This window comes from Traorella massiliensis, from assembly GCF_900104665.1.
Classification (GTDB): Bacteria; Bacillota_I; Bacilli_A; order Erysipelotrichales; family Erysipelotrichaceae; genus Traorella; species Traorella massiliensis.
Genome location: NZ_LT629969.1, coordinates 448,203 through 474,579 on the forward strand (window position 1 = coordinate 448,203; position 26,377 = coordinate 474,579).

28 protein-coding genes, 3 tRNA genes and 1 pseudogene are annotated in these 26,377 nt (G+C 32.8%); 18 read left to right on the forward strand and 14 right to left on the reverse strand.

All coding sequences use genetic code 11. From position 1 onward, the window contains the following. Nucleotides 1–64: 64 nt before the first annotated feature. The 5 genes from BQ5367_RS09370 to BQ5367_RS09390 all read left to right on the forward strand — a co-directional run bounded on the left by BQ5367_RS09370 (nt 65) and on the right by BQ5367_RS09390 (nt 4,021). Nucleotides 65–883, forward strand: a complete 819-nt coding sequence (locus BQ5367_RS09370; protein ID WP_071442254.1) for a MerR family transcriptional regulator — start codon at nt 65–67, stop codon at nt 881–883. Between the two features lie 148 nt (nt 884–1,031). Then, nucleotides 1,032–1,106, forward strand: a tRNA-Arg gene (locus BQ5367_RS09375). Between the two features lie 377 nt (nt 1,107–1,483). Further along, nucleotides 1,484–2,647: a DUF4825 domain-containing protein gene (locus BQ5367_RS09380; RefSeq protein ID WP_161940487.1), complete on the forward strand. Its 1,164-nt coding sequence runs from the start codon at nt 1,484–1,486 to the stop codon at nt 2,645–2,647. 334 nt (nt 2,648–2,981) lie between these two features. Continuing rightward, nucleotides 2,982–3,464: a hypothetical protein gene (locus BQ5367_RS09385; protein WP_004612617.1), complete on the forward strand. Its 483-nt coding sequence runs from the start codon at nt 2,982–2,984 to the stop codon at nt 3,462–3,464. A gap of 77 nt (nt 3,465–3,541) precedes the next feature. Continuing rightward, complete coding sequence (locus tag BQ5367_RS09390) at nt 3,542–4,021, forward strand: hypothetical protein (protein WP_143052384.1); 480 nt, start codon at nt 3,542–3,544, stop codon at nt 4,019–4,021. Between the two features lie 14 nt (nt 4,022–4,035). Here BQ5367_RS09390 and BQ5367_RS09395 read toward each other — a convergent pair whose 3' ends face one another. The 4 genes from BQ5367_RS09395 to BQ5367_RS09410 all read right to left on the reverse strand — a co-directional run bounded on the left by BQ5367_RS09395 (nt 4,036) and on the right by BQ5367_RS09410 (nt 6,048). Next, nucleotides 4,036–4,254, reverse strand: a complete 219-nt coding sequence (locus BQ5367_RS09395) for a nucleic acid-binding protein (RefSeq protein WP_071442257.1) — start codon at nt 4,252–4,254, stop codon at nt 4,036–4,038. A 19-nt stretch (nt 4,255–4,273) separates the two neighbouring features. After that, the gene (locus tag BQ5367_RS09400; protein ID WP_071442258.1) at nt 4,274–4,813 is read right to left on the reverse strand and encodes a GrpB family protein; all 540 of its coding nucleotides are present in this window, start codon (nt 4,811–4,813) and stop codon (nt 4,274–4,276) included. Nucleotides 4,814–5,202: 389 nt separating this feature from the next. Further along, the gene (locus BQ5367_RS09405) at nt 5,203–5,421 is read right to left on the reverse strand and encodes a hypothetical protein (protein ID WP_071442259.1); all 219 of its coding nucleotides are present in this window, start codon (nt 5,419–5,421) and stop codon (nt 5,203–5,205) included. A gap of 12 nt (nt 5,422–5,433) precedes the next feature. Further along, nucleotides 5,434–6,048, reverse strand: coding sequence for a CPBP family intramembrane glutamic endopeptidase (locus tag BQ5367_RS09410; RefSeq protein ID WP_202615291.1), 615 nt, complete (start codon nt 6,046–6,048; stop codon nt 5,434–5,436). 268 nt (nt 6,049–6,316) lie between these two features. On the opposite strand from BQ5367_RS09410, the pseudogene BQ5367_RS13130 reads away from it, so the two are divergent. Then, nucleotides 6,317–6,478: pseudogene (locus tag BQ5367_RS13130) on the forward strand (hypothetical protein); the annotation flags it as partial. A gap of 478 nt (nt 6,479–6,956) precedes the next feature. Here the strand turns inward: BQ5367_RS13130 and BQ5367_RS09415 are convergent. Then, a complete protein-coding gene (locus tag BQ5367_RS09415) occupies nt 6,957–7,421 on the reverse strand; it encodes an HAD family hydrolase (protein ID WP_071442260.1) in 465 nt (154 codons plus the stop codon). Between the two features lie 17 nt (nt 7,422–7,438). Next, nucleotides 7,439–7,684, reverse strand: a complete 246-nt coding sequence (locus tag BQ5367_RS09420) for a hypothetical protein (protein WP_071442261.1) — start codon at nt 7,682–7,684, stop codon at nt 7,439–7,441. Between the two features lie 245 nt (nt 7,685–7,929). Between BQ5367_RS09420 and BQ5367_RS09425 the strand changes: the two genes are divergently transcribed. The 3 genes from BQ5367_RS09425 to BQ5367_RS09435 all read left to right on the forward strand — a co-directional run bounded on the left by BQ5367_RS09425 (nt 7,930) and on the right by BQ5367_RS09435 (nt 11,289). After that, complete coding sequence (locus BQ5367_RS09425; RefSeq protein WP_071442262.1) at nt 7,930–8,217, forward strand: hypothetical protein; 288 nt, start codon at nt 7,930–7,932, stop codon at nt 8,215–8,217. 313 nt (nt 8,218–8,530) lie between these two features. Next, nucleotides 8,531–9,922: an alanine/glycine:cation symporter family protein gene (locus BQ5367_RS09430; protein WP_071442263.1), complete on the forward strand. Its 1,392-nt coding sequence runs from the start codon at nt 8,531–8,533 to the stop codon at nt 9,920–9,922. A 65-nt stretch (nt 9,923–9,987) separates the two neighbouring features. Then, nucleotides 9,988–11,289, forward strand: a complete 1,302-nt coding sequence (locus BQ5367_RS09435) for an MATE family efflux transporter (protein WP_071442264.1) — start codon at nt 9,988–9,990, stop codon at nt 11,287–11,289. 112 nt (nt 11,290–11,401) lie between these two features. Here the strand turns inward: BQ5367_RS09435 and BQ5367_RS09440 are convergent, their stop codons facing one another. Then, nucleotides 11,402–12,583, reverse strand: coding sequence for a hypothetical protein (locus BQ5367_RS09440; RefSeq protein WP_071442265.1), 1,182 nt, complete (start codon nt 12,581–12,583; stop codon nt 11,402–11,404). Between the two features lie 213 nt (nt 12,584–12,796). Next, nucleotides 12,797–13,837 (reverse strand): hypothetical protein, encoded by a 1,041-nt coding sequence (locus BQ5367_RS09445; protein ID WP_071442266.1) that lies wholly within the window; start codon nt 13,835–13,837, stop codon nt 12,797–12,799. Between the two features lie 484 nt (nt 13,838–14,321). Between BQ5367_RS09445 and BQ5367_RS09450 the strand changes: the two genes are divergently transcribed. After that, a complete protein-coding gene (locus BQ5367_RS09450; RefSeq protein WP_071442267.1) occupies nt 14,322–16,514 on the forward strand; it encodes a leucine-rich repeat domain-containing protein in 2,193 nt (730 codons plus the stop codon). A gap of 66 nt (nt 16,515–16,580) precedes the next feature. On the opposite strand, the gene BQ5367_RS09455 is transcribed toward BQ5367_RS09450, so the two are convergent. After that, nucleotides 16,581–16,657, reverse strand: a tRNA-Arg gene (locus tag BQ5367_RS09455). 232 nt (nt 16,658–16,889) lie between these two features. Here BQ5367_RS09455 and BQ5367_RS13975 point away from each other — a divergent pair. The 6 genes from BQ5367_RS13975 (at nt 16,890) to BQ5367_RS09480 (ending at nt 20,309) form a co-directional block, all read left to right on the forward strand. Next, on the forward strand, nt 16,890–17,105 hold the full coding sequence (locus BQ5367_RS13975; RefSeq protein ID WP_202615293.1) for a response regulator transcription factor: 216 nt from the start codon (nt 16,890–16,892) through the stop codon (nt 17,103–17,105). Beyond that, nucleotides 17,077–17,358, forward strand: coding sequence for a response regulator (locus BQ5367_RS13980; protein WP_202615294.1), 282 nt, complete (start codon nt 17,077–17,079; stop codon nt 17,356–17,358). Before BQ5367_RS13975 ends, BQ5367_RS13980 begins: the two co-directional genes overlap by 29 nt. A gap of 168 nt (nt 17,359–17,526) precedes the next feature. Then, complete coding sequence (locus BQ5367_RS09465; RefSeq protein ID WP_071442268.1) at nt 17,527–18,630, forward strand: Mbeg1-like protein; 1,104 nt, start codon at nt 17,527–17,529, stop codon at nt 18,628–18,630. Between the two features lie 72 nt (nt 18,631–18,702). Further along, nucleotides 18,703–19,908: an FprA family A-type flavoprotein gene (locus tag BQ5367_RS09470; RefSeq protein ID WP_071442269.1), complete on the forward strand. Its 1,206-nt coding sequence runs from the start codon at nt 18,703–18,705 to the stop codon at nt 19,906–19,908. Beyond that, the gene (locus BQ5367_RS09475) at nt 19,908–20,150 is read left to right on the forward strand and encodes an RDAC family protein (RefSeq protein ID WP_071442270.1); all 243 of its coding nucleotides are present in this window, start codon (nt 19,908–19,910) and stop codon (nt 20,148–20,150) included. Before BQ5367_RS09470 ends, BQ5367_RS09475 begins: the two co-directional genes overlap by 1 nt. A gap of 83 nt (nt 20,151–20,233) precedes the next feature. Then, nucleotides 20,234–20,309: transfer RNA gene (locus BQ5367_RS09480), tRNA-Asp, on the forward strand. Nucleotides 20,310–20,378: 69 nt separating this feature from the next. Here BQ5367_RS09480 and BQ5367_RS09485 read toward each other — a convergent pair. The 4 genes from BQ5367_RS09485 to BQ5367_RS09500 form a co-directional block, all read right to left on the reverse strand. Then, nucleotides 20,379–20,711 (reverse strand): type II toxin-antitoxin system PemK/MazF family toxin, encoded by a 333-nt coding sequence (locus tag BQ5367_RS09485; protein WP_071442271.1) that lies wholly within the window; start codon nt 20,709–20,711, stop codon nt 20,379–20,381. Beyond that, nucleotides 20,711–21,700 (reverse strand): LolA family protein, encoded by a 990-nt coding sequence (locus BQ5367_RS09490; RefSeq protein ID WP_071442272.1) that lies wholly within the window; start codon nt 21,698–21,700, stop codon nt 20,711–20,713. Before BQ5367_RS09490 ends, BQ5367_RS09485 begins: the two co-directional genes overlap by 1 nt. Nucleotides 21,701–21,765: 65 nt before the next feature. Further along, the gene (locus BQ5367_RS09495) at nt 21,766–21,954 is read right to left on the reverse strand and encodes a hypothetical protein (protein ID WP_071442273.1); all 189 of its coding nucleotides are present in this window, start codon (nt 21,952–21,954) and stop codon (nt 21,766–21,768) included. A 47-nt stretch (nt 21,955–22,001) separates the two neighbouring features. Beyond that, nucleotides 22,002–22,721: an amino acid kinase family protein gene (locus BQ5367_RS09500; RefSeq protein WP_071442274.1), complete on the reverse strand. Its 720-nt coding sequence runs from the start codon at nt 22,719–22,721 to the stop codon at nt 22,002–22,004. Between the two features lie 190 nt (nt 22,722–22,911). Between BQ5367_RS09500 and BQ5367_RS09505 the strand changes: the two genes are divergently transcribed. After that, on the forward strand, nt 22,912–23,571 hold the full coding sequence (locus tag BQ5367_RS09505) for a response regulator transcription factor (protein ID WP_071442275.1): 660 nt from the start codon (nt 22,912–22,914) through the stop codon (nt 23,569–23,571). Between the two features lies 1 nt (nt 23,572). After that, on the forward strand, nt 23,573–24,988 hold the full coding sequence (locus BQ5367_RS09510) for a sensor histidine kinase (RefSeq protein ID WP_071442276.1): 1,416 nt from the start codon (nt 23,573–23,575) through the stop codon (nt 24,986–24,988). Here the strand turns inward: BQ5367_RS09510 and BQ5367_RS09515 are convergent. Continuing rightward, nucleotides 24,983–26,332, reverse strand: a complete 1,350-nt coding sequence (locus tag BQ5367_RS09515; protein WP_083383228.1) for a sensor histidine kinase — start codon at nt 26,330–26,332, stop codon at nt 24,983–24,985. The genes BQ5367_RS09510 and BQ5367_RS09515 overlap by 6 nt on opposite strands. Nucleotides 26,333–26,377: the final 45 nt, after the last annotated feature.

Genomic DNA, 26,377 nt, shown 5'->3' on the forward strand with positions numbered 1-26,377 from the left:
ACGAATTGTACAAACTCTTTTATCATAAACTATAAAGTAACTTGATAGTCAAGGGGGAATTGTGATGAAAAAAGAAAAATATTTAACTGCTGGTCAATTTGCCAAGATTTGCGGTATTCCAAAACATGTTTTGTTTCATTATGACGATATTGGTTTATTTCAACCGATCTATGTTAATGAGCATGGATATCGTTATTATTCATATCACCAATTTGATACCTTTTCTGCCATCCTCAATTTAAAGAAAATGGGTATGTCATTAAAAGATATTCAATCCTTTCTTCAGCAACGTGATCCTCATTTATTTCTTAAGCTCCTCGATGAAAAGTTTGAAGAAGTCGATCATGAGATTCAACAGTTGCTCTCATTAAAAAAGATGATGAAATCAATGAAAGAGAGCACTTTGTTTGCGGTGACCCATGAAGAGGAGGAAATTTGTATCAGAGAATATCCTGAAGAAATTTTGCTTTGCAGCAATGATCTTGAAAATTCTTCTAGTAAAAACTTTGCTTCATTTATGGAGGAGTATGCTCATTTTTGTCGTGAAAATCATGTTTTCACTCAAGAAGCGGTGGGTTGTATGTTGAAAATCGATAAGATCAAAAATCAAGATTATTTAGATTTTTCTTATTTATTTATGATCATCGATCAACAATTTGATCAAAATACATATATTCGTAAGAAGGGAAAATATCTGTGTGGCTGGCATAAAGGTAATTATGATACGATTGGTCAAACCTATCAAAAAATGATTGATTATGCAGCATTACATCAATTGAAACTAGGTATGTATGCTTATGAAGAATATCTGATTGCGGAAATTGCTCAGAGAGATCATGATCAGTATGTCACTTATATTCGTATGGAAATGGATCCTGATTAATTTTTCATCTAAAATCCTTCTGATTATTGATCCTCTCATTTACTTCTTCACTTCATTCAAAAAATAGAGTATAATACTTGTGTTCATTGAAATGATTGAAACGCCTTCTGTCAATATACTGTTATCCAGGCATATCAATCACACCCTTCTCCTCATAGTTAAATGGATATAACAAGTCCCTCCTAAGGATTAGTTGTAGGTTCGATTCCTACTGAGGAGGCCATTGAAGATTACCGAAAGCCTTTATCTGGTTTTCGGTTTTTTCTTTATTCACTTCTTAATCAGCCTCCAGATGCTTCGCTTGGAAAAATCAGCTGATTTTGTGATTGGTTGACAGATATACAAATACTTCTTAGTTGAGTGGTCAGCTAATCAAAATTAGCAAAAAATTACTTTTCTAGCTAATCAAAATGCCCTTCTAGCTAATCGAAGTATTTTTCCTTTGATTTTCCAGCTAATTGACAAGGCGAGAGTACTATAGTTCGAGTTTTCCTATTTGGTCATTGAGACAAAGCTATACTAAAATTTGTGATTCGCTATTTGTGGGGTGTTAAATTTATATGTGGAAGATTAATGTTTTTCTTGAAAGGAGCTGATATTATGGACAGCAAAAAGATAGGCGCATTCATTGCAAAAAACCGTAAGAAAAAAGGATTAACACAAGAACAGTTAGGTGAAAAGCTGGGCGTAAGTAACAAGACAATATCCCGGTGGGAAAATGGTAATTATATGCCTGATTTGTCATTATTAGAACCGCTTAGCAAAGAATTGGAAATTTCTTTGAATGAGCTACTAGCTGGAGAAGAAATAACTGAAGATAAAGCTATTGAATATTCTGAACAAAATCTCATTAGCACTATCGACTATTCTAATAAGAAGATCAAGAATGAACATAAAAACATATCTGTATTTATTATGGGCGTAGGTATTTTATTCTGTATTTGTGCTTTTGCTATATTTCCCTCCGAAAGCAGTTGGGGATCATTATTCTCACTAGCCGGTTTATTTATGATTGCCACAGGTATTTTTAGAGAATTAAAGTTCTCTTTATTGAAAAAGGCATTAATCTCTATTTGTGCGTTTGTTTTGCTTTTGGGCATCTTCTTTGTGGCAGACTATATTGGGGTAACACAGTTTAAACGTGCGCCAATTTATAGATACAAGACAATAACGATTTTTAATGGCAGCAGCAAGCTCATCGAATATAGCAATCCATTTTATAATGTGTATCGCATCAATGCGGATACACCAAACGAGTATTATTATGTAGATTCTAAAAAACAATACGATATTGATACAGTGCCTACAAGCCCATTTAATCAAGAAATAAGCGCGATTGAGAATTTATTGCAATATCAAAACAAATACATTGGTAACAACAGCAACACAGGTAATCTTATTGGAGCTTTACCTCTTGCGGAATATGGGTATGTATTTGAAATTGACTCTAAAAACTGCGGTTTAACTATCGATTATCATTTTACAGATTGGTACGATAATGATGATCTATATACAGAAAGAGCGTTGGTATATAATTCTGTCTCTTTGTTTACGTTGATAGAGAATCTTGAATATATCACATTCAATTTCAGCGGAAGCAGCTATTCAATCACTCGTAATGCAATCGAAGAAAACTATCCGAATTATAATACTATTTTTAATGAAGACATCATTGATACTTACAAATTTCATCAGTATGTTGATCACAAAATAAACGATAATATGTTTGTATCAAATATCATCAAATTATTTAAAGTAGATTGAAGCTGTCAGAACTGTCGCTCCTAAGCGTGGGGTCGGAGGTTCAAATCCTCTTATGGACGCCATTGAGTATTACCGAAAGCCTTTATTTATCGAGGTTTTCGGTTTTTTCTTTATTCGAACCTTGACCATTTATCAGCTAATTGATGAGGTGATAGTATTATCGTTCGACTATTCCTATTTGATCATTAACTCTATTGAATAATCACATATAAGAATATTTAGCATCATCAAATACTAGTTATCAAATTACATATGATGTTCATAAATCGTACATAATTTTATGTTATAATCTATTCGATAGATGCGAGTAAATTGGAATTTGGAGTGAAACAGAATGATTATAATAATCGAAACCGTAATTTTATGTATCGCGTTTTTTCTAATATGTTTTTGGGGAACAGGTACAGATAACAAAAATTTAAAAAGCTATTCATCTTATCCAGATGAAGTGCAAAATCGAATAAAGAGTATTGCAGAATATCAAGGAAAATTTAAGGAAAGCAACAAAGTGGTTACATTTATATCCAATTTTCTGTTATTTCTGTTCGTACTATTTATATTAGGGTTGTTTATCAAAGAAAATGGCTTCACACATAATTTTCTTTGTTTAAGTATTATAGGACAGGGATTGAATATCTTTGACTTATTTATTGTAGACCTTTTATGGTGGCGGAATACAAAGCGTGTTCGTTTAAGAAAAATACCAGAAAAGGAATTGTATCAAAATCCGAAAAAGCATATAGAAGCGTTTATCAGAGCCTTTATTATGTATCTGCTAATTGCTCTGATAGACGGATATATATTGACACTTTTATAGGAATAGTATAAGTAAATCCGAAGTTGTAGAGCAGAAAATTAGAATTTGAAAGCGAGTTGATTTTAATGTTAATTCTAATGTTACTAATGGAAGGTATAGTATTATGTTTTATACTTTTAATGTTTTGTGTTATTGGTATAGCAAATGGTCCTGAAAAATTTACTGTGTTTTACGAAAAGAATGTTCAAGAAAAAGCAATAAAATTAGGATATACTACTCAAAAAGAAATAAAGAAACAAACCATTATATCAATTATAGTTTTATACTTGCCTTGTTTTATTCTTGTGCCATTGATGGTTTGCTATATAAATGGTGCAAGAGAGTTTGGAGATATTTTTATTCAAAGTTTATTAATAATGTATATAATGGGACTATTTGATAGATTTTTTGTTGACTGGTATTGGGTAGAACATACAAAAGCGTGGGATATACCCAATACAGAAGAATTAAAACCTTATATTCCTACAAAAATGAAAATAGTTAAATGGCTGGGAACCATAGTTGGATTTGCAATAATTGCTTTAATTATTGCTTTAATAATGAGTAAGATGGTTTGAAAATCCTAATTTAATTACTTTTCTTTGTTATTTAATGTTAATTTTTTAATTTTAGATGTATCTTGAATATAAGTTTCAGCAAAACCACATTTCGGACAAACTGCACATTTGAGCTTACCTAAGTTATCTTTGAAAAGACCTTGCTGTGTAATTTTAATTCCGTATGCTCCTCCCTCAACTTTAATATCTAGATCTTCAACCATCTCTGTATTACATCTTATACATTTTCTCATAGTTACCTCCATTTATTATCTAATCGTTATTATCAAACATGTTCCAATTATTTGCTTCTAATAGTAACTGTTGAATCATTGTTTCTTTACTTTTTGTATAACTTTTTCTATCATTTGAAAACTTTTGTGCTAGTCTTTGTTTGTGACTGTCATATAGCATCGCTTTTTCAGGGTATGTATTCAAATAATTTCGAAAGTTAATGTAATTATTCCATTCTTTTCCATTCCATTTCACGACATGAATGTGATGTGTTCTTATTTCTTCATTTCCTATTACAAAAAATACTTCTCCAGCAAGTATTTCGCCACGATAAATAATGTCATGTTTTTGTAGTATTTCTACATAAGGTAATACATCTTTTAATTCATTTACTGCAACAGCAAGATCAATAATGGGTTTTGCATGGATAGAAAATATAGCTGAACTTCCAACATGTTGAATATCAATAGCAGTATTTCCTAAAAGCTGTTTCAGCAACTCGATTTTATTTTTAGCTTCTTCTTCCCATTCTTTTTGATGGGGCAATAATTCCACTGTTCCTCTTTTTAAACCTATCATAATATTTTCCTCAGCATGATTATCAGCCGTTGAATATCTTTTTAAATTCTATTTTATTTATCCAAGCCACACAAGAAATCCAGCAGACCACATAGTACAGTTATGCTTCCTAATATCAAACAGACTACAGAGGAAACCATATCTTCTTTGTAACCGTCTATATAGGTAAACTCTGAATCGTTTTTATCATACCAAATCTTTACTTGATTGCCTCTTTTATATTGTCAACATTTGTGCCAAAATTGATTTGGATGACCTCATCTTCAACCACATATTCATATGTAGGAAAATAAGTACGGTGCTAGTTTCTATGTATTTTCATTGAACTGATGCTTACGCTTTTTCCATATGTCTGTGATAAGCATCTGCGCTTCTTATCTCTTTTAGTTTTAAACTGAAAATATCCTTGTCGCTATTATTATCAAGCATATTCCAATTATAAAAAATATGATTCCCCATATTCTTGCTGCTAAAATTACTTTTTTATTATTTTGAAGTTTTTTTGTTTGCAAAAAAGCAGTATCTGGTGATTTCAAATTCAAAAAGAATTTCGGGAATATTGCTAATAAAATTGCAATGATACTTATAATTATTCCAACAATTAACATTTTAATTACCTCCTATATCAAAGAGAACATTGCTACAATGGAAGCAAATATATTTGAAAGTGCGTGTATAAACCAACTAGGTAAAATTGACCCATTAGCTTTTTTCTCATTTATATATCCCATAGCAAATGCGATCATTCCTGTAAAGAATATTATAATTATTGTTTTTACAGCTCCTAATACATTAAAAAACATTAAACCGTGTAATAATCCAAATATCATGCTTTGAATGATATTGGCAGTCATATAACCAAATTGATTGGCAATTCTTTTTAATAAAAAACCTCTAAATAATATTTCTTCCGGTAATGATGTATTGAAAATTGCATAAATAAGGGCAGGCAATAATGCATTTATTCCCATTCCATCAAATTCAGATGTTGCAGTTTCAATATCTTTAATTAAATAAATTGTAATAAATGACACGATAAGATAACCTATCGCTATTACTAACATATTGACTGCTGAACTTTTTTTATTTTCTTTTTCTATTTTTTTTAATCCTATCCATTTAAAAAATGATTCTTTTTTTCTTGCAGTTATTAACCACCATATTAGGGGAATTAAAGAAAATAAGATTATTTGCATAATGCTGCTTATTATTTTATTTACTAACATAACACTCATAAAATCGTATCCTTTCTGCAATATAGTGCTTATACTGTATTTTCTGTATCATATTAAATCTTCTTTGGCTATTAATGATTTACATAAATTTTGTTCATTTATTCACTATTTATGGGATAACCATATTTATTTAATATAAAAAATCAGTAAGTATTATCTAATTACTTTTATTTTAACATATCCACTACACGCTTTCTATATCCTATATACTATATATAATGGTAATATTTACGATACGTTTTTAATATAATTCAGAAATTATGCCGAAGTATTAAAAGATATCGTGGTTGGAGATCCTGTATTTTTGACTAAGAATGGTAGAGGTCGATATGTCATTATCGAGATGGAGGAATACGAAAAGATCCATGCTATGCTAAAACTGATGAGTGAGCTTTCTAAAGGTGAAGAATTTTATGCATATTCTTTTTGAATCAGTACAAGATTAAAATTAAATGTTTTTAAAACGAATATCGTCAAAGATGACGATTTTTATTTTTTTCGAAGTTAAAGGAACATTTAAAATCATCACATCATTGATTAGCAACTAATAGAAATATCTAAGAATTTTAGGATTTTGCTAATAAAAAGGGTATTTTAGAAAAATAGTCTTTTTACCATATCTTTCAGCATATAAAACTACAAGGAAATATGTCTGAAAAGAAGTATCACTAATTTTAACTAGTGATGAATATGAATTGATTATTAAAAGTTTGATTGCTTTAAAGAATCATCTAATACGTCAAGGGTACTATACTGGTGCAGTAGATGATATTTTAATTAAATTATTAATCACCAAAAAAGTTAAAATTAAATAAGCATAAAAAATCCCATTGTACAATCATTATGAATCATACAATGGGATCTGTACCATTAACTATATAAATAGGAATTTTGTTATCAGATTTATCCTATATTTTTATATCAATTAATTCTTTATAATCATCAATCATTATCATATCTTTTGAAATATCATTATATTGATTTTTGCTGCTCTTAAAAATAATTGGTATCATTCCTGCTGATTTACTACCTGATCCATCAACTGCCGGTTTATCACCAACATACCAAATATCTTCTGCAGCTAATCCGCTTTTAACGATTCCAATCTCAAATATTAACTTTTGTGGTTTTCTTATTCCGTAATCACTGGATGCAATAACAAATTCAAATTCATTATTTGGAAATAGTTCATTTAACATTTCTTCTAATAAATAACCACTAAAATCAAGATTACTGATTACTGCACTTCTTATTCCAAGACATTTTAAAGAATCTAATAGTTCTAAAACACCTTCAACAGCAATAATGCTTGCAGAATGGTTCCAAATAATCTTTTCAGCTTGGGAGAAGGGAATTGATAATTTTATATTCAAATAATCAAATACTGTTTTTAATATAACTTGATTGTTGATTTCAAAATATGCTTTTCTGCATTTAGAATATTCTTCAAAATTTCATTAGTCAATCTATTAATATCTTGTGCATCATAATGATTAGGATTTGAAGTAATATAGGGCATTAATTTTTCGATTGCATCTATTGTAGAAAGATACAACATTTCTTTATCATCGATTTTGGGCAAATAATTTATCAAAGTTTTTCCAGCATCAAATATGATCATCTTCGGTCTTTTCATAGTCTATCTCCATATAGTCAAATTTTCAGAATAGATTATTCTGACATTTTACGCACATATTTTATCATGTTTTATCTATAAAATCTTTAGATAGCTGTTTTAAATCGAAAGATAGTATTTAACAATTATCAATTTGATACTTATGATTTTTTACATATATTATACAGCATTACGATATTGGTTTTTACGACTATGAACTATTATAAAAATGGAAACCAGCTTGTTGTATGAAAGGGGAAAGTGTAATGAAACCAGAGAAAGTAAGAAGAATACATAATGTTATTGGTTTAGTGCTATTGGGAATAACTATTCTATCCTTTATTCCCTTAGTATTGGAAATATTTATTGGATCCTATGTTCCTTTTTTTAATTTGATTCGTAGAATCATGATTTATGTAGGAGGCATTCTTGCTATTGGTGACCTTGTGTATGCATTTATTTTTTTACGATGTCCACATTGTAAAAGACTATTAAATTTCAAATGGTCATCGCAAGGTATTTGCCATAAGTGTGGGGCACGATTAGAGGATTAAAATTATAGTATAGAGTACTATTTCTTTAAGTCAATCTATTGTATGATTAAAAAATTAACTAAAATAGGCACAGGTCAAATATGATTTGTGCTTTTAAAATATAAATAATGATCAATTAGTAAATATACAAGCAACAAGGGATAAGCTTAACAGGTAAAATTGATTATTCAATTGGTATCAGATTGATAAATCGACGGATACTTATTGATAGAGTGAAACTTATAAATATAGAATTTGCTAGAAAAATAACAAATTTGTGATTGTATGAAATTTTTGATACAATGAGGCCCATATTATTTTTAGGAGTGAAAAGATGAATTTAAATGAATATATTGCTAGTTTGAATGATATGTTATATGGATATATCTTGATTATTTTGCTTGTTGCTGCTGGTGTCTGGTTTACGATCAGAAGCCGATGTGTGCAGATTCGCTTATTGCCTGAAGGCATTCGCTTGTTAAGTGAAAAAGGGAAGAGTAAAAATAGTACCTCTTCATTTCAGGCCTTGATGATTTCAACAGCCTCACGAGTAGGGACAGGGAATATTGCTGGTGTCGCAACAGCCATTGCTACAGGAGGTCCTGGCTCAATTGTTTGGATGTGGCTATTAGCTATCATTGGTGGAGCTTCGGCTTTTGTGGAAAGTACACTTGCACAAATTTATAAGGTAAAAGATGGTGAACAGTTTCGTGGAGGACCAGCGTATTATATTCAAAAAGCACTTGGAATGCGAAAATTAGGAATTATCTTTGCTGTTTTATTGATCCTTTGTTTTGCTTTTGGTTTCAATGCATTACAAGCATACAATGTGAGCAGTGCTGTGAACTATTATGCGAATGACATTTTAAGTGCTATTGTATTTCCGATCATGGTAGGTCTTGTTTTAGCGGTTCTTACAGGCTGGGTCATTTTTGGCGGGATTCATCGTATTGGTATCATTACATCGTATTTAGTTCCGCTCATGGCTTTATTGTATATCTTAGTTGGACTATATATTTCTTTTATGAATTTTGATCGATTGTTTATTGCCTTACAAGAAGTATTCCGACAGGCGTTTGATTTTCAGGCAATTGCTGGAGGATTTGCTGGTTCTTGTGTGATGTATGGCATGAAACGTGGTCTTTTTTCCAATGAAGCCGGTATGGGATCAGCACCTAATGCTGGTGCAACAGCGGATGTGACGCATCCGGCCAAACAAGGAATGGTACAAACGTTATCTGTTTTTATTGATACATTATTGATCTGTACTACAACAGCTTTTATGTTGCTGGTTTATGAAAAAGCAGATCCTTCCCTCAGTGGAATGCCATATGTACAAATGGCTGTTTCTTCAGAATTAGGAGAATGGGGCATTCATTTTATCACGATCTCGATCTTCTTGTTTGCATTTAGTTCACTGATTGGTAACTATAGTTATGCGGAATCAAATTTAAAATTTATTAGTGAAAATAAAAAATTGCTCATGGTCTTTCGAATAGCTGTTATCTTATCCGTATATTTTGGAGCCCAGGCAGACTTTGATTTTATCTGGAATATTGCGGATCTGCTGATGGGATTGATGGCACTAGTCAATATTGTGGTAATCCTGTTCTTGCATCCAATTGCATTGCGTGTTTTACGTGATTATGAAAAACAAAAGAAAGAGGGAAAAGATCCAGTGTTCGAGGCAAAAAATTGTGGGATCGATCATACAGATTGCTGGTAAAAGATCCTCTTTGAAAAAAGACTTAAATTTGATATACTACTTTCTGGATTTAATGGAGGTTTACAATGACAAAAACATTTTTTCGATATGTGATTCCTTCCATGCTGGCCTTTGCCCTTTCAGGTGTGTATGCAATCGTTGATGGATTCTTCGTTGGTAATACATTAGGTGATCAAGGACTGGCAGCCATTAATATCGCATATCCTGTGACAGCATTTATTTTAGCTATTGGAACGGGTATTGGAATGGGTGGAGCAATTCAATATGCAATCTATGATGGTGCCAGACAGATCCAGTCAAGGAATCGTTACTTTTGGATTTCAGTAGGTTGTCTGATTAGTATAACGATTTTGGTTATGATCGTATTTATCCCTTTTAATGAACCCATTTTAAAATTATTTGGAGCTGAAGGACTTTTATTAAGTTATGGTAAAGAATATTTGCATTATATTTTGTTAGGTGCATTTTTTCAGATTATGGCAACCGGCTTAGTTCCTTTTATTCGAAATATGAATGGTTCTGTACAAGCTATGTTAGCCATGATTGGTGGATTTGTTACCAATATTATTTTAGATTATCTGCTTGTCTGGGTCTATTCTATGGGAATGAAAGGAGCCGCTGTTGCAACGGTTTTAGGGCAGGGAGTGACGATGATCTGTTGTATATTCTTCTTTTATCGTCGTCGTCAGCATTTATTTGCGAAATGGAATGCTGATTGGAAATATCAAGTAACAAAGATCTTTACATCAGCTATCTCACCATTTGGTCTAACGTTTATTCCTAATCTAACACTTATCTTTATTAACAAGAGTGCCATTGTTACAGGCGGGAATGTGGCTGTCAGTGAATATGCGATCATCAGCTATGCAGTTTGTGTAGTTTTATTATTACTTCAAGGAGTGAGTGATGGGGCTCAGCCATTGATTAGTCTTCATTACGGAAGAAATGAATTGTATGAAAGTCAAAAAATACGGAATTTAGCCTATATCGCATCAACAGTGACGGCTGCTTTATGTATTGGATTGGGTTATGCTTTTCGTTATCAGATTGGCTATCTGTTTGGGGCATCAGAAGAAGTTGTTATATTATTTGCGCAAGATTTTATTATCTTTTTAATTGGTTTTTTATTTGTCGGCATATCACGAACAACATTATCATATTTTTATGCTACAGAAAAAAATTTGTATGCCTATCTTTTAATTTATTGTGAACCTTTATTTTTATTAGTTTATGTCTGTATCTTACCTCTTATTTGGGGCATTTTAGGAACATGGCTGGCAACACCGCTTTCACAGTTTTCAATCTTAGTGATGAGTCTTGTTTTATCTGTACATGTTTCTAAACAAACACAAGTAAATAAGAACTGATAAGTTTATTATATTCGTTGAATATAATTTCTATCGATATGTCAAATATACCTATAAAGGTTTATTTGACTTTTTATATAAAAAAGAGGGCATTTGAAACCCTCTTTTCTAGTTATTCATCTAAACTTTGATAATATAAATTACCATCACTCATTAAGATGTAGAGATTATCATCCATTGTAGATGCGCCAGCCATATCAAGAATCTTATCCTCTTTATTTAACTGAGAAACATCCTCTAATTTTTCCATTTCATAAGAAGTTTTTTCCTCTTCTTCAAGTTCATCGATCGTATAGACATCTCCATTATCAAATACAAATACTAAACGTTCAGAAACTCGAATAATATCTTCTACCTCATCAGTAGTATGCCCTTCCGGTATTAGGAAAGATATTTCAAAGTTATCGCTTGTTTCAAATAAATCAGCACCTGGTGCTCCTGAATAAAGAGCAGAGGAATCATCGATTTTACTATAAACTGGAAGTGTCAAATAATTTCCTACATCAGCAGGAGCAAAGATACGACTTACATTTGTGAAGTATGGAGCGGATGATAAGGCTGTCATGCTTCCTCTGTGATTGATAGTGTCTATCCAATATGCCTCATTATTATTTGTGATGACATAAATACAGTAACCATATTGATAACTAGGAAGTACAACGATTTCTTTTACATCTAGAGGTGTATAATCAGAAGTCGTTATTTCTTCTATCATGGCTTCATTATTTAATTCAAATTCTTCCGTTTCTTCATTCATTTCATAATACTGTATATTATATCCATCACTTACTTTACGGACGATCATAAAATATGAGCTAAGTCCGATTTCCGCAACAAAATCAGTATCTTTATTAAATTCAATGTTACTAAATTGAATTCCATATTCGTCATTAATAGGATAAAGGCTGACTGTATTATCTTTAAAATATAAAAGATTCTCTCCAATTTCCATATTATCAAAATATAAGATGTCGTCAGGTTCTTCAGGAAGAGTCTCCATCTCTTTTAAAGATCCATAATCTTCAAAATAAAATTTGTTATTCGCAACAAGGACAGGGAAGGTTCCTCCATGATCTAAATGAGTGATATGTCCTTGTATTGCATTGATTAGTTCAAGGTCTTCTTCATCATACAACTCATTGATCAGTTTTACATCTTCTGTTTCAAAATTACCAGTAGTAACATTATCTTCCTGTTGATGATCTGGTGGTGTTTCTTCATTATTTCCACCACAACCAGCAGCTGAAAATAAAAGTGCAGTTAGCAGCAAAGTAAATAATTTTTTCCTTTTCATATGATATGTATCCTTTCTATATTTGTTTTATAGCAAAATACTTACCTTTACAATAGAAACTACAAGTGATGATTGATTCAATGAGGCATTATTACGAAGATTTAGTCTGGTTAATAAAAAAGATGCGCTCATGATTTTACTGTTTCTTGTGCTTTATGACCACATTGTTATCAGTTTCAATGATTTGCACATCTTGCTTGTCATGGATATTTATTATCTAGGAACGTATCCAAATGGGATATCTAAGGCATCTTTATATCCTGGCTCAGCTTTCACGACAGAAGCAATCAGATTGATATTAGGAGCAGCACTTGTTAAGAATGGTTCCTCATGATCGAAGAGTCCATCAATTTTAACAGTTACATTCGGTCTGCCTTTGATCTCGATTCGCTGTTCAATCGGATAATCATCAAGAATCGTATCAATAGCTTTGTGAAGGAAATGGAAACCTGTTACTTCTTTACCGTCTTTTTTACAGCTCATTAATAACATATGTGCTCCGATCGTTCCTGGTTTAATGACACCAAACTGGGAGTTGGTTTCTTTATCAGCTAAAATCGTTTCACTTGTACATACAAATTCATCGTATTCTAAGCCTAATCGTTCAGCAATTTCAATGACAGTAGGAGCATAATAGGTAAATACATTACTTGTAACAGCACTGATGTCTACTCCTTCAGGATCTTTACCAAATCCAAAAATAGATACCCAAGGAGCTTTATTTGTTTCATCATTTTCTCCACCATAGACAACTACCGATTCGATTTCTCTATTTAAGCTTCCTAATACGGTTGGTAAATAAGGGGTATATAATCCTGGATAGATTCCCTGTTGTGTAAAGGTTACACCATTTTCTTTAGCAACTTTATCAATTCTTTCATAATATTCTGGAGCATTCTTTTTAGAATAGAAAACTGGCAATGTTGTTAATACATTTTTCTTATGACTTAATGCAAGACAAATATCATCAACATTTCCAGTTACGCCAGTTCGAGAAATGTTTCCTTTGTCCCATTTGGTTGGGCAATAATACATAACGACATCTGCATCTAATGACAATACTTCTTCAATATTATCACTTACGATGACACCTGTTTCCTTTAAACCAGCTAAAGTTCCCGCATCCTGTCCAACCTTTTTAGGATCAACATCAATGACGCCAACGAGTTCTAACTGTTCTCTTTGATCAATGATTTTAAGGGCTGATTTTCCTACCATACCAAAGCCCCAAATAATTACTTTGTATGTTTCCATTTCAAAATACCTCCTTTTTATACAAAATATATATAGCACTTTTTTTGGTTTTTTCAACTGATTTATTTGTAATTTCTATACACATTATTATGATTGATAAAAAAATAATAAGAGAATAATTTAAAAAAATACTGAGAAAATATCTGATTTTCTGTTTTGATACAAAGTGATCGTTTTAATTTTAATATTTGTCTGAAACGTCTTTACTCGTACAGATCTGGCAGAAAAATATATCGAAGTGGGGGCAGGACGAATCAATGTTTTAATTTCTGACGAGTAAGCAATGCTCATCTATTATCTTGTATGTAAGAAGGGAAAACATAAAGAATATGCATCATTATTTACTTCAATTGGATAAAAAGAAAACATTCTCAAATTTAAATAAAATCTTAGTAAAAAATTTGTGAATACATTGACAAGTACTAATTTTAAAGCTAGAATCTAGTTAAAGATAGAGTTGATTTATTGATAACAGGAGAAAAATATGAAATTGAGAAAAAGAGCCTTAAATCTATTTTTAGCGATTGCACTAGTCCTTAATTTCACAGCACTAGGTGTTTTTGCCACTGAACCAACACCATATACGGATATCGTCAATATTCCAGATGCTAAATTAAAAGAATTATTGAATGCTAAGATCGATGATACTCGACCAGCTGATACCGATATTACTGTAGAAGAAATGAAAAGTGTTGATTATTTGTATATTGATAACGATGTTAAAAGTTTAGAGGGACTTCATTATGCTGTCAATCTTAAAACTTTAAGAGTGAGTGGAGATGTGACTGATTTAGATGAATTGACAGATTTAAAAAATCTGGAAAGACTTACGGTTGATAATAATGATCATTTGAGTGACCTTTCAATATTGGGAGAAAAGCCTTTACTTAAAAATCTTGATATTCACTATTCAAATAATCTTACTTCTTTAGATGGATTATCTTATGAAAATTTCCCAAATCTGATAGAGTTAGATGCATCTAGATGTAATGCGTTAAGTGATATTTCTGCTTTAAGTAATTTTGAATTAAAAAATCTTACGATTTTAGATCTTGAAAGTTCAGATGAGATCAGAGATATTGCTTCACTGAAAGGATATACTTCATTAAGTTATTTGGATATTGAAAAGATCGAAATCACAGATGAAAACCGTTCAGATTATAAAGAAACTATTTCTTCGCTTATCAATCTGACAGACCTACACATGCCATATTGCGGGATCACAGATGAAGATACAGAGATGTTTTCTACATTAACACAGCTTAAAACACTTGTATTAAATATCAATGATCTTACGAAGACAGATTTTTGTGATCACTTGCCTTCTCAGATAGAAACCTTGTCATTATATGGAAATGAAATCAAAAATATGGACAATCTTAAAAGACTGAAAAATCTAAAGATTTTGGGACTGGGAGATAATCAGGTTACAGATTTTTCTTTTATCAAAGATTTGCCATACTTAACAAGTGATTCGATTCGACATGCTGAGGGAAACGAATCCTTTCCATTCACAGAAACGGTTTATTATGGAAGTGACAGTAGTCCTATAATAATTGAAGATGAGAAAATTGTTATTGAAAATCCTTATAAGGATATTCATGGTCAGCCGATATCCTTTGAAAATGCGGAAGTAACACAAGGCAATGGATACGTTGGCAATATTAAAGCAAGCTATGATCCAGTGACAAATCAAATTACGATTAGTAACATTAGTGATGATGTGGTCACGGTTAAAACAAGATATGACATTCCGCTATCAAACGGTGATGTGAAAATTGGACAAGTAAGACTACGTATATATGTCAAAGCGAAGGAAGAATATACCATTCAGTATGACTGGCAGCAAGAAGCACCAGAAGGTATATCTTTGCCAACAGATTCAACGATATATGACAGTCTTGATGAAGCTAAAGCGTCAATTGATACGACTTATACTGATTCTACGGTAATTAAAGGAGAAAAGGATGGTAAAGAAGGAATCTGGACATTCTCTGGATGGCAGATCAGTGTTGTAGATCATGTGGTATATGCTCGTGGTCAATGGACTTTTGAAGAACATCAGCATGAATGGGGAACACCAGTGTATGACTGGTCAGAAGATGGCAAGAGTGTCACAGCAACACGCATTTGCTTAGAGGATGAAAATCATGTAGAAACTGAAACAGTTGAAGTAGTCAGTGAAATTACGACACCGGCAACTTGTACGACAAAAGGGAAAACGACTTATTCAGCAACATTTACAAGTGATTGGGCAGAAAAACAGACAAGAGTTTTAGAAAATGTTGATGTCTTACCTCATTCATATGGAACAGCATGGTTATCCGATGATACAAATCATTGGCATGAATGCACAGAATGTAAAACAAAGACAGATGTAACGGCACATACCTATGTATGGGTCATTGATAAAGAAGCAACAGAAACAGAAACTGGCTATCAGCATCAGGAATGCAACGTATGCGGACATGAAAAAGATTTAGTAGAAATTCCAAAATTAGATGTGCCTCAAACACCGGAAACCCCTGAGAAACCTGAAACGCCTGAAACGCCTGTAAATCCAGAGACACCTCAAACAAGTGATACAGCGAATATTGGCTTCTGGTTCTTATCAGGAATCATAGCTGTTATGGCAGGATTTATTCTTAAGGAAAGAAAGAATAAAGAAACATTTTAAATAAATAAATTTATCAAGGTTCATTAAATGAAAAAGCGATGTCGATGACACCGCTTTTTTTATTCATGGCGTGCTAGACAGGACTTGAACCCGCAACCCCCAGAACCGGAATCTGATGCTCTATCCAGTTGAGCTACTAACACATCGCTTTAAAATTATATCATAAAATTTATACGATAACACCATATTTTTTTGCTTTTATAGTAATGGTGTTACAGAAATTGATTCAATGGTGTTATATTTTTATACAGATTTAACAATTCTGAAACATTTCTATAATATTATAGAAATGCGTTCAATATAAAATAATTCAAAGAGAAATTCTCTTGCCTTATTTTTTAATTGATGTTAATCAAAAAAGAGGAGGTAATAGTAATGATCAAAATATTAGTGGTGGAAGATGATATTAATTTGAATAAAATCGTATGTTTTTATTTAAATGATAGTGGTTTTGAAGTTCATGGCTGTCTGAATGCTTCCAGTGCTTATGATGCCATGTATAATAATATGTATGATTTAATTGTTTCAGATATTATGATGCCAGAAATCGATGGTTTTGAATTTGCGAAAATCTGTTCGCCGTATCAATAAAACCATTCCTATTTTATTTATGTCAGCTAAAGATGATCTTTCTTCAAAACAGAAAGGTTTTCGATTAGGAATCGATGATTATATGGTCAAACCGATAGAATTAGATGAGCTTTTACTTCGGGTTCGAGCTTTATTACGAAGAGCCAATATTGTGATGTCAAGAAAGTTAAAGGTCGGTAATCTTGAGTTATATGCTGATGTGGATCATAGGAATTATTGTTGTTTCATTTACTTTAGTTATAAATGCTTATAATGAAAAAAGAAAGTATGAAAAAGTTTGTAGAAAAACATATTTTTTCAGTATTAGATATTTATTATCAGCAATGAGAAAATACAAGAGTTATTAGATGAATGAATATAGTTGTAACAGTCATTGACTTCTCATTTAAATTCTATAAAATTAAATGTAGGACGTGATAATATGAATTTACTTGATTATATAGCATGGCGAGGAGATCTTAGTTTTGAAGAAAGAAAATTAAATGAAATTGATTCTTTGATTTTAAGTATTCTTGCTTATGAGAATTATGATGGTATTCTTTCTGAAAAAGAGAATAAGACATTAAAAGAAACTGCTGATTGTTTTTTTGAGAAATATGATGAAGAAACATTAAAAAATAGGGTATTGCTGACAAATCGCAGTTATGAATTATTAAAAGAAGCTGCTAATACAAAACGTTTTGGAGAGCTTGTGATGAGCAATTATATCAATGAGGTGGATGAACAAAAAGAGGTTCAGTTTGCGGCTGTAACATTTTGTCATAAAGAGTGGAAGTATGTGGCATTTCGAGGAACTGACGATACGATTGTGGGCTGGAAAGAAGATTTTGCTATGACTTATCGTGATGAGGTTCCATCCCAGCATCGGGCAGTAGAATATATTCATCGGCTTGATAGCGATACTTCTTTTTTAAACAAGCTTTTAAAAAGGGATATTCTTTATATTGGCGGGCATTCTAAAGGAGGGAATTTAGCGATGTATGCGGCAGCAGCGGCTGCTGAAGAAATTCAGAAAAAAATGAAACGGGTTGATAATTTTGACGGTCCTGGATTTCATGAAGAAATGTGGCAGCAGCCTTCTTTTCAAAGAATTCTTCCTTTGATTCATACATATATACCAAATGGGAGCGTTTTTGGACGATTGTTTGCACATTTGGAGAAAGTCAGCATAATAAAGAGTGATCAAAGTGGTCTTTTACAACACGATGCTTTTAGCTGGCATGTTACAGCACATCATTTTGTTTATCAGGAGGATATGACATTAGGAAGTGAAAAAGCTGCTGCCAAATTAAATAGCATGTTAGATGAATACACACCACGACAGCGTGAAGAACTGGTAGCTTCTTTATTTAATGTATTTGAGAAATTAAATATTCATACGCTTAGTGATCTGACAAAATTAGACTTATCAAAAGGAATCCTGGCAATTCGAGAAATAAATGCATTAGATAGCAGAAGTAAAAAAGTATTGGTTGATATGTTGAAAGTAATCTGGGATGTGAGTGAAATATTACCGTTTAAATAGTCATAAGTATTGAAATCAAACAGTGAAGTGATTATAATAAAGACGCTTTGAAGGAAAAGTTGGAGGATAATTATGCATTGTGTAAGAAAAGTGAATGAAGATATTTATTATGTTGGCGGATGTGACCGCAGACTTGAATTATTTGAAAATGTATATCCAATCCCTAATGGCATTACTTATAATTCATATTTGATCATGGATGAGAAAAAAGTGCTGATGGATACGGTAGATCGTTCAATTGGTCAGCAGTTTTTAGAAAATATTGAATGTGTTTTAGGAAATGAAACTTTGGATTATCTTGTAATTCAGCACATGGAGCCAGATCACTGTTCAATGGCAGCGAATCTTCTGCAAAGATATCCTGCTTTAAAGATAGTGGGGAATGCACAGATTAAAAAAATGCTGAATCATTTTTTTGAGCTGAATTTAGATAATTACCTGGAAGTGAAAGAAAATGATACGTTAAATATCGGTCGTCATACTTTGAAGTTTATTAGTGCACCGATGGTACATTGGCCTGAAGTCATGATGACATATGATGAAACTGATAAGATTTTATTTTCGGCTGATGCTTTTGGTTCTTTTGGAACGATGAATGGAAATCTATTTGATGATGAAGTGAATTTTAAAAATGAATGGTTAAGTGAAGCAAGACGTTATTACACCAATATCGTTGGAAAATATGGACCGCAGGTATTAAATGTATTAAAGAAAGCTTCAACACTTGATATTCAGCTGATTGCTCCTTTACACGGACCGCTGCATCGCAGTGATATTGGCTGGTATGTTGAAAAATATCAGAAATGGGCAAGCTATGAGCCAGAAGAAAAGGGCGTCATGATCGTTTATGGATCAGTATATGGCAATACTGAAAATGCCGCAAATGTATTGGCAAATGATCTTTCATTAAGAGGTGTAAGCAATATTAAAGTTTATGATGTCAGTAAGACACATCCATCTTATCTTGTATCAGAAGCATTTAGATGCTCTCACCTAGTTATGGCATCTATAACATATAATAGCGGTATATTTGTTAATATGGAACACCTTCTTCATGATCTGAAAGCACATAACCTGCAGAATCGTACAGTAGGGCTCATAGAAAATGGCAGCTGGGCTTGTACGGCAGGCAAACAGATGAAAGAGTTCTTTGAAGGTATGAAAAACATGCATGTATTAGAAGAAAAAGTGACGATGACTTCTTCTTTAAAAGAGGCTCAGCAAAAAGAAATAGAAGCTTTTGCGGACGCACTTGTTCAAAGTATGGGTGAAAATTAATGGCTGAAATTAATTTTAGTCATATTTTTGATATCAATCAGCTGTTTAAAAAGAAGGAAATTGACTATTCTATACATTTATTTGGCGGATGCTCTTCTTGTGGTGCTTATCTTATCTGTGAAGGGGAAACTGTTGAACGAAAACAGCTAGAAGCGATCATGAATGATTATTTCAAAGAAAAATGGCTGAAGGTTCATCTGTCAGATGATCTGTCCTTGAGTGTAGAGTCATTATTAAAATAAAAATTAAACTGCTAGGCAAAAAATTCAAAAAAAACTTGCCAATTATACACATTTAGTGTATCATAATAAAGCAGTTTAAAAATGGTCTAGTGGTGTAGTGGTTAACATGCCTCCCTGTCACGGAGGAGATCGTGGGTTCGAGTCCCATCTAGACCGCCATTTTTTATATAAATTACTATGCTATGGCATAGTTTTTTTATCGTAAAAAGGTGCAAATTGCACCTTTTGTTATATATTTAAAGATATTTTTAATGCCTGATCAACAAATGACATAACACTTTCATCCAGATGCGTAATCTTGCTTTTTAAACGTTTCTTGTCAATCGTTCGAAGCTGTTCACATAATATCATTGAGATATAATCAAGTTGTTCACTTTGAAAAATGACATGGGTTGGCAAGGGAGGTTTATTCAGTTTTTTTGATATGGGAACAATGATCAAGGTTGTTGAATGTTTATTTCCCATATTATTTTGAACAATGACCACTGGACGAATTCCTTTTTGTTCACTGCCGATACCTCCTGCTAGATCGGCATAATAGACATCGCCTCTTTCAATCATTATTTCATGACAGCGACTTGCAGTGAGCTCATGACACTCATCATTTCATCAACACTTAATGTCTGCGAATAAATATTCATTTCCAGGTTCTGATAATATCCTAGACAGCTTCCTCCATCATAAAAGCCAACCATCTCAATCGTATCGATCATTTCTCCGGATTTGAATACGGTCTGGGTATCTCCTTGAGCTTTTTTGAGCGTTTGTACGACTGTAAATGAATGCTCTCCATCATATTCCAGAATATGACGTGTTTCCCCATTGACTTCATAAGTAGAGCTGTTGACAAGCTGACTGTCATAGATACTGACTGGATATAAAGGAAGATCGGTTTCTGTCAGAATGGAAGAGGATACGGTGTTATCAAGTGTTTTTGGAGAATCAAAGATTTCATCTTTGATATCATTGTTGTAGTCGACGCTTGAGAAAAGAATTTGCAGCTGTAACGTATTTTCATCATCATAGATATGCACGCTGATAGGCTTGGAATCTTTATCAAATAAAATTTCCTGGGTTTTATAAGTTTTGTTGTTTGGATAATTCACTTTACTTTTGATAAGTGTTCCATCTTTGGTTTTTTCACTGATGCTATCTTCTTGTTTGATGATGTCATACATCGTTTGGATCAGATAAGGTTTTGGTGAATTGAGTGGCCACTCGCCTTCAAATTTAAAAATCTGATTAAGACTGGGCGTAATGACAAAAACGCCTTCCTTATTTCTTAATAATATTTGTTCCTGATTGAGGTTTTTATCAAATAGAGAAACTTTGAAATATTGATCATTTTCTCCCTTTTTGAAATTGATTTCTACCAGATAATTCTTAATATCTTCTCCTTTGTTGATTTCCATTTCGCCTTTTAACGTATAGGAATTCAGATCATTGAATACTTGATCAGCCTTTTTTGTAAAGGAGGATGGACGAAAGAGGAAAAGACAGACGATAATGATGAGTGCTCCTGCACCAATTAAAATATATTTCTTTTTCATAAATGGGTCTCCTTAGTCATTCTATTTTATGAAAGAAAAATAAAAAAATTACCGTTACCGGTAATTTAGAGAATTTCAAACTGATGACTCAGCAAAAGACGTTTAACATAAGCCAGTTCATCGTTACCACCGTCAAGAGACATCGACTTGCTGGCAAGAGAGATTTCATATTTGATTGGCTCATTTTCCATTAAAGACTCAATCTTTTGCTTATCCGCTTCATCCAGCTTTCTAAACAATAGAATCCTTTTCATGTTAACCTCCGCTATTATTATACAACAAAAACCTAAAAAGATAAACGTTAAGACACGATTGTACCATCCTCATTGGAGAATGTTCCTTTAAGATGAATGCGAATTTTGTTTTTACGTGCATATTCAACACATTGATCATGAAGGACTCGGCAACGAAGAGAAAGCATATGATGATAGGTGATTTCCTGATAACGCTTTGCATGGATATTTTTTTTAGGATCACTGTCATAGATGCCGTCAACATCAGTATAGATTTCAACTTCATTTATTTCCAGCATCTTTGCCACCAGTACCGTTGTATAATCACTGCCGCCTCTTCCCAAAGTGGTAATTTCTCCAAGACCATTCATTGCGACAAAACCACATACGATAAGAATATCATAGGCTTCTAACAGTTTGCTGATCTCACTGTTGTCTAATTTGATGACATTGGCACATTCATAGTTATCATCACTAATGATCCCGCTTTCCCGAAAGCTTAATGCATAAGCATTTAAACCCATTTCTCTTAATTTAGCGCAAAAGGAAATGCTGCTGACAAGTTCCCCCATACTTAAAAGACGTGCTTTTTCCTGCTCGCTTAAATAGGCATTTCCCAGTTCACTTAGCGTATCAGTCGCATAAGGATCGCCTTTTCTGCCCATTGCTGAAATGACTACGACAACTTTGCTTGTATGACTCATTTTTTTCACAATATTTAAAGCATATTGACATCTTTCATCATTTGAGATGGAAGTGCCGCCAAATTTGCATATCTTACATGTCATGATTTCACCCACACTTTAGGTTATGAAAGTTTCATGAAGAGGAATGGGCTGGTGAACATATGCTTATTTTTATTTTGATAAAAGCAGGAAATATAAATTGGAAAAGAAGAGATAAAAAATGTATAAAAATATTAAAATTTCATGATTCTTTCACATTATTTTGATACAATAGAATAAAGGAAGTGAAAATATGAAAAAAGTGATTTGTGTTGTTGAAGATGAAAAAGATTTAAATGAATTAGTGAAACGTTATCTGGAAAAAGAAGGATATGAAGTCAGAAGCTATTATACATATGAACAAGCAAGCATGCACACGGTAGATGATGATGTTCATTTATGGATCTTAGACATCATGCTAGATGATAAATCAGGATTTGATCTGATTGAAGAGATCCGTTTGCAGGGGAAAGATATTCCGGTTATTTTCATGTCCGCCCGTGATAAGGAATTTGATCGTATCATCGGTTTAGAAAAGGGAAGTGATGATTATATTACGAAACCTTTTTCTCCTAAGGAATTGGTACTTCGTGTTAATAATGTCATTAAAAGAACATATAAGACTGAAAATACACGTATTCAGATTGATTCTTATGAGTTGGATGAAGAACAGCGTAAAGTCTTTGATAATGATCAGGAAATTGATCTGACAACGAAGGAATTTGATTTGCTGATGATGTTTATCCGTAATAAAGGAATGGCTTTTTCAAGAGAAAAGATCTTGGAACTTGTCTGGGAAGATAATTATTTTGGAAGTGATCGTGTGGTTGATGATACACTGCGCCGTCTGCGTAAAAAGCTTCCGAAGCTTCATATTCATACGATTTATGGATATGGATATCGTCTAGGATAATATGGATCGCTTAAGAGAGTGGATAAAGAATCTTTCTTTGTCTCAACAGCTTTTTATGCTGATCTTTGTTTTCATCACTTTTTTTGCCTCCTTTTTCTTTGTGTTTTTGAGCGGCAAGGTGGATGATTTTGTCCGTGAACAGATGAATACGGTGATCGATCGTTCACAGGAAATGATTACCAATATGTATCGTGGTAATATTGATCCAGAGATCATTATGGACTTACAAACAGATGAAACATCGATGATGTATAATATTTTTTATACGGATGAGGGAAATTTTTCAACTGCCAGTGAAAAAATTAATGCCATGCCTAATCTATCGATCCAGATTTCTGAAAATATGAGAAAGCAGACAGCGCTTCAGAAACAGGTGGATCATTATACATATGAAAATGGCGAAAATAAAGCTTATTATGCAATCAACATATTAAGTGATGATTTTGCCTTTGTAACGGTCGTAACACATGAATATCGTATGAATTACAGGGAAACATTATTGAGTACCGTTGTAAATATCACGGTCTTTGTTGTGGGCTTGTTTTTTGTGGTATTGATGATTTGGATGGCTTCATTGATCCATCCATTGAATCAGATACGTAATTATATCGAAAAGGTCAAGCTAGGTGAGGATGCGGAACTGAAAGTGAATCGCAATGATGAAATTGGTGAACTTGCGGAAGCGATCATCAGTATGCGTCAGGAACTTTTACGTCAGGAGAGAGTCAAGGAAGAAATGATTCATAATATCTCTCATGATTTAAAAACACCGATTGCGACAATCAAGAGCTATGGTGAAAGTATTAAAGATGGGGTTTATCCATATGATACATTGGAAAAGAGCGTAGATGTGATCATTAAAAATGCTGAGCGTCTGGAAAAGAAAGTATATTCTCTTCTGTATCTGAATCGGGTAGAATATCTGGTTTCACAAAATACTGGCGAAAAAGAAACAAATATGAAAGAAGTGGTGGAAGAAGTGCTTCAGGCACTTATCATGATTCGTTCTGATATTCAGATTGATACGGATCTAAAGGATGCTTATTTTTATGGAAGCTATGAGCCATGGCGAATTACGATTGAGAATATTATGGATAATGCTCTGCGTTATGCAAAGGATTATGTTAAGATCACAGTTGATGAAGATGAAGTGAGTGTTTATAATAATGGCTCACAGATTTCTGAAGAAAGACTGGCATCTCTGTTTAAACCGTTTGAAAAGGGTCAGGGAGGACAATTTGGAATTGGTTTATCAATTGTTCATAAAGTAACTTCCGCAAATGGTTATATCGTTAGTGGTGAAAATGTTCCGGATGGTGTAATTTTTAGAATTTATCGTGAACATAAAAAAGAAGGCCGGGAATCCCGCAGAAAACAAAGAAATGAAAATAGAAAAGGCGTGTCCTCATCATTATGAGTGCACGTCTTTTTTTACGTTTAATTCAAAATAGAAGGTACTTCCTTCATGCAGTTTGCTTGTTACACCATAGTTTGCATGATGAAGATCAAGAATTTGTTTACAGATGTAAAGACCTAAACCACTGCCACTGACCTGGCGGGAATGATTCGTGGAGCGATAGTAGCACTGCCATATCTTATCAATTTCACTTTCTTCGATACCATCGCCAAAGTCTTGGATTTCAATACGAATGATGTCATTGTTTAAAATCTGACGGACGATGACTTTTTCTTTTGTATAATGAAGTGCATTGCTTAAAATGTTATAGAATACTTGTGATATTTTCATCTCATCTGCAATAACATGGAGATGTCCATCATAAATAAAATCAATTTGAATATCACTTAGAGAACGAACACGGTCGATCATCTCAAGCAGCAATTGAGTCAGATCAAATTCTTTTTCTTCAAGTTTCTGAGCGCCTGCCTGCAATTTAGAAAGATCCAGTACATCATTGACCAGACGGGTAAGATATTTTGTTTCATTAATAATGATATTAAGATTTTCTTCGTTATTTTCATCAGGAAGATCACGCATCATTTCCGCATAACCGCTGATCATCGTAAGAGGTGTACGCAAGTCATGAGAGATATTGCTGATCAGTTCATTTCTTAATTTTTCAACCTGATGAAGATCTTCATTGGCCTGATTTAATGTAGAACTTAGTTCTTCTATTTCAAGATATCCTTTTCCACTGAAATGAATATTTTCTTTTCCTAGATTTTTAGCACTTACATTTAATTGCTGAATCGGAGTAATAATTTTTCTAGATATATAAAGTCCTAGAAGGATCGCAATGATACACATGATCACTGTAACAATCGTTAAGATCGTTTTTAATGTATCTACAGTGGCATTGATTGGTGATATCGTTGAGTTCATAAATAGAAAATAATTACTTTCTTCTTGGATGATGTGAGTATATTGAATCTCATTGTAAGATCGTATAGGTATGGGAATACCTAAATCGATATATTCTGTTGCTTGTACTTCTTCTACATAAGTATTATTGTTTTCATATGCGGAAGAAATTCTTTCCATGAAACGGTCTTTATCGGATATTTCTCGAATGCATTGACTTGAAGTAGAAGAATTGCTTCGATAAAGAAAGCTTCCGTTATCATCAGCTACAACGATACAGGCATCGTTGGTAACTGCCAGCTGATCGATATATTCACTGATATTTGGATCGGTAATTTTTGAAGAAATATAATTGCCGGCATCTAGGATGGCATCTGTTTTTGTCTTTTTATAAATAGAATCTAAAAGAAAAATCTCCATGACCCATAATAAAAGTAACATTACGATAACAAAAATAAATAGATAAAAGGGGATTTTAAAGCGAAT

Coding starts and splice junctions, on each gene's coding strand:
- BQ5367_RS09370 (WP_071442254.1), top strand. CDS start 65: ATGAAAAAAGAAAAATATTTAACTGCTGGTCAATTTGCCAAGATTTGC.
- BQ5367_RS09380 (WP_161940487.1), top strand. CDS start 1,484: ATGGACAGCAAAAAGATAGGCGCATTCATTGCAAAAAACCGTAAGAAA.
- BQ5367_RS09385 (WP_004612617.1), top strand. CDS start 2,982: ATGATTATAATAATCGAAACCGTAATTTTATGTATCGCGTTTTTTCTA.
- BQ5367_RS09390 (WP_143052384.1), top strand. CDS start 3,542: ATGTTACTAATGGAAGGTATAGTATTATGTTTTATACTTTTAATGTTT.
- BQ5367_RS09395 (WP_071442257.1), bottom strand. CDS start 4,254: ATGAGAAAATGTATAAGATGTAATACAGAGATGGTTGAAGATCTAGAT.
- BQ5367_RS09400 (WP_071442258.1), bottom strand. CDS start 4,813: ATGATAGGTTTAAAAAGAGGAACAGTGGAATTATTGCCCCATCAAAAA.
- BQ5367_RS09405 (WP_071442259.1), bottom strand. CDS start 5,421: ATGTTAATTGTTGGAATAATTATAAGTATCATTGCAATTTTATTAGCA.
- BQ5367_RS09410 (WP_202615291.1), bottom strand. CDS start 6,048: ATGAGTGTTATGTTAGTAAATAAAATAATAAGCAGCATTATGCAAATA.
- BQ5367_RS09420 (WP_071442261.1), bottom strand. CDS start 7,684: ATGAAAAGACCGAAGATGATCATATTTGATGCTGGAAAAACTTTGATA.
- BQ5367_RS09425 (WP_071442262.1), top strand. CDS start 7,930: ATGAAACCAGAGAAAGTAAGAAGAATACATAATGTTATTGGTTTAGTG.
- BQ5367_RS09430 (WP_071442263.1), top strand. CDS start 8,531: ATGAATTTAAATGAATATATTGCTAGTTTGAATGATATGTTATATGGA.
- BQ5367_RS09435 (WP_071442264.1), top strand. CDS start 9,988: ATGACAAAAACATTTTTTCGATATGTGATTCCTTCCATGCTGGCCTTT.
- BQ5367_RS09440 (WP_071442265.1), bottom strand. CDS start 12,583: ATGAAAAGGAAAAAATTATTTACTTTGCTGCTAACTGCACTTTTATTT.
- BQ5367_RS09445 (WP_071442266.1), bottom strand. CDS start 13,837: ATGGAAACATACAAAGTAATTATTTGGGGCTTTGGTATGGTAGGAAAA.
- BQ5367_RS09450 (WP_071442267.1), top strand. CDS start 14,322: ATGAAATTGAGAAAAAGAGCCTTAAATCTATTTTTAGCGATTGCACTA.
- BQ5367_RS13975 (WP_202615293.1), top strand. CDS start 16,890: ATGATCAAAATATTAGTGGTGGAAGATGATATTAATTTGAATAAAATC.
- BQ5367_RS09465 (WP_071442268.1), top strand. CDS start 17,527: ATGAATTTACTTGATTATATAGCATGGCGAGGAGATCTTAGTTTTGAA.
- BQ5367_RS09470 (WP_071442269.1), top strand. CDS start 18,703: ATGCATTGTGTAAGAAAAGTGAATGAAGATATTTATTATGTTGGCGGA.
- BQ5367_RS09475 (WP_071442270.1), top strand. CDS start 19,908: ATGGCTGAAATTAATTTTAGTCATATTTTTGATATCAATCAGCTGTTT.
- BQ5367_RS09485 (WP_071442271.1), bottom strand. CDS start 20,711: ATGATTGAAAGAGGCGATGTCTATTATGCCGATCTAGCAGGAGGTATC.
- BQ5367_RS09490 (WP_071442272.1), bottom strand. CDS start 21,700: ATGAAAAAGAAATATATTTTAATTGGTGCAGGAGCACTCATCATTATC.
- BQ5367_RS09495 (WP_071442273.1), bottom strand. CDS start 21,954: ATGAAAAGGATTCTATTGTTTAGAAAGCTGGATGAAGCGGATAAGCAA.
- BQ5367_RS09500 (WP_071442274.1), bottom strand. CDS start 22,721: ATGACATGTAAGATATGCAAATTTGGCGGCACTTCCATCTCAAATGAT.
- BQ5367_RS09505 (WP_071442275.1), top strand. CDS start 22,912: ATGAAAAAAGTGATTTGTGTTGTTGAAGATGAAAAAGATTTAAATGAA.
- BQ5367_RS09510 (WP_071442276.1), top strand. CDS start 23,573: ATGGATCGCTTAAGAGAGTGGATAAAGAATCTTTCTTTGTCTCAACAG.
- BQ5367_RS09515 (WP_083383228.1), bottom strand. CDS start 26,332: ATGTTACTTTTATTATGGGTCATGGAGATTTTTCTTTTAGATTCTATT.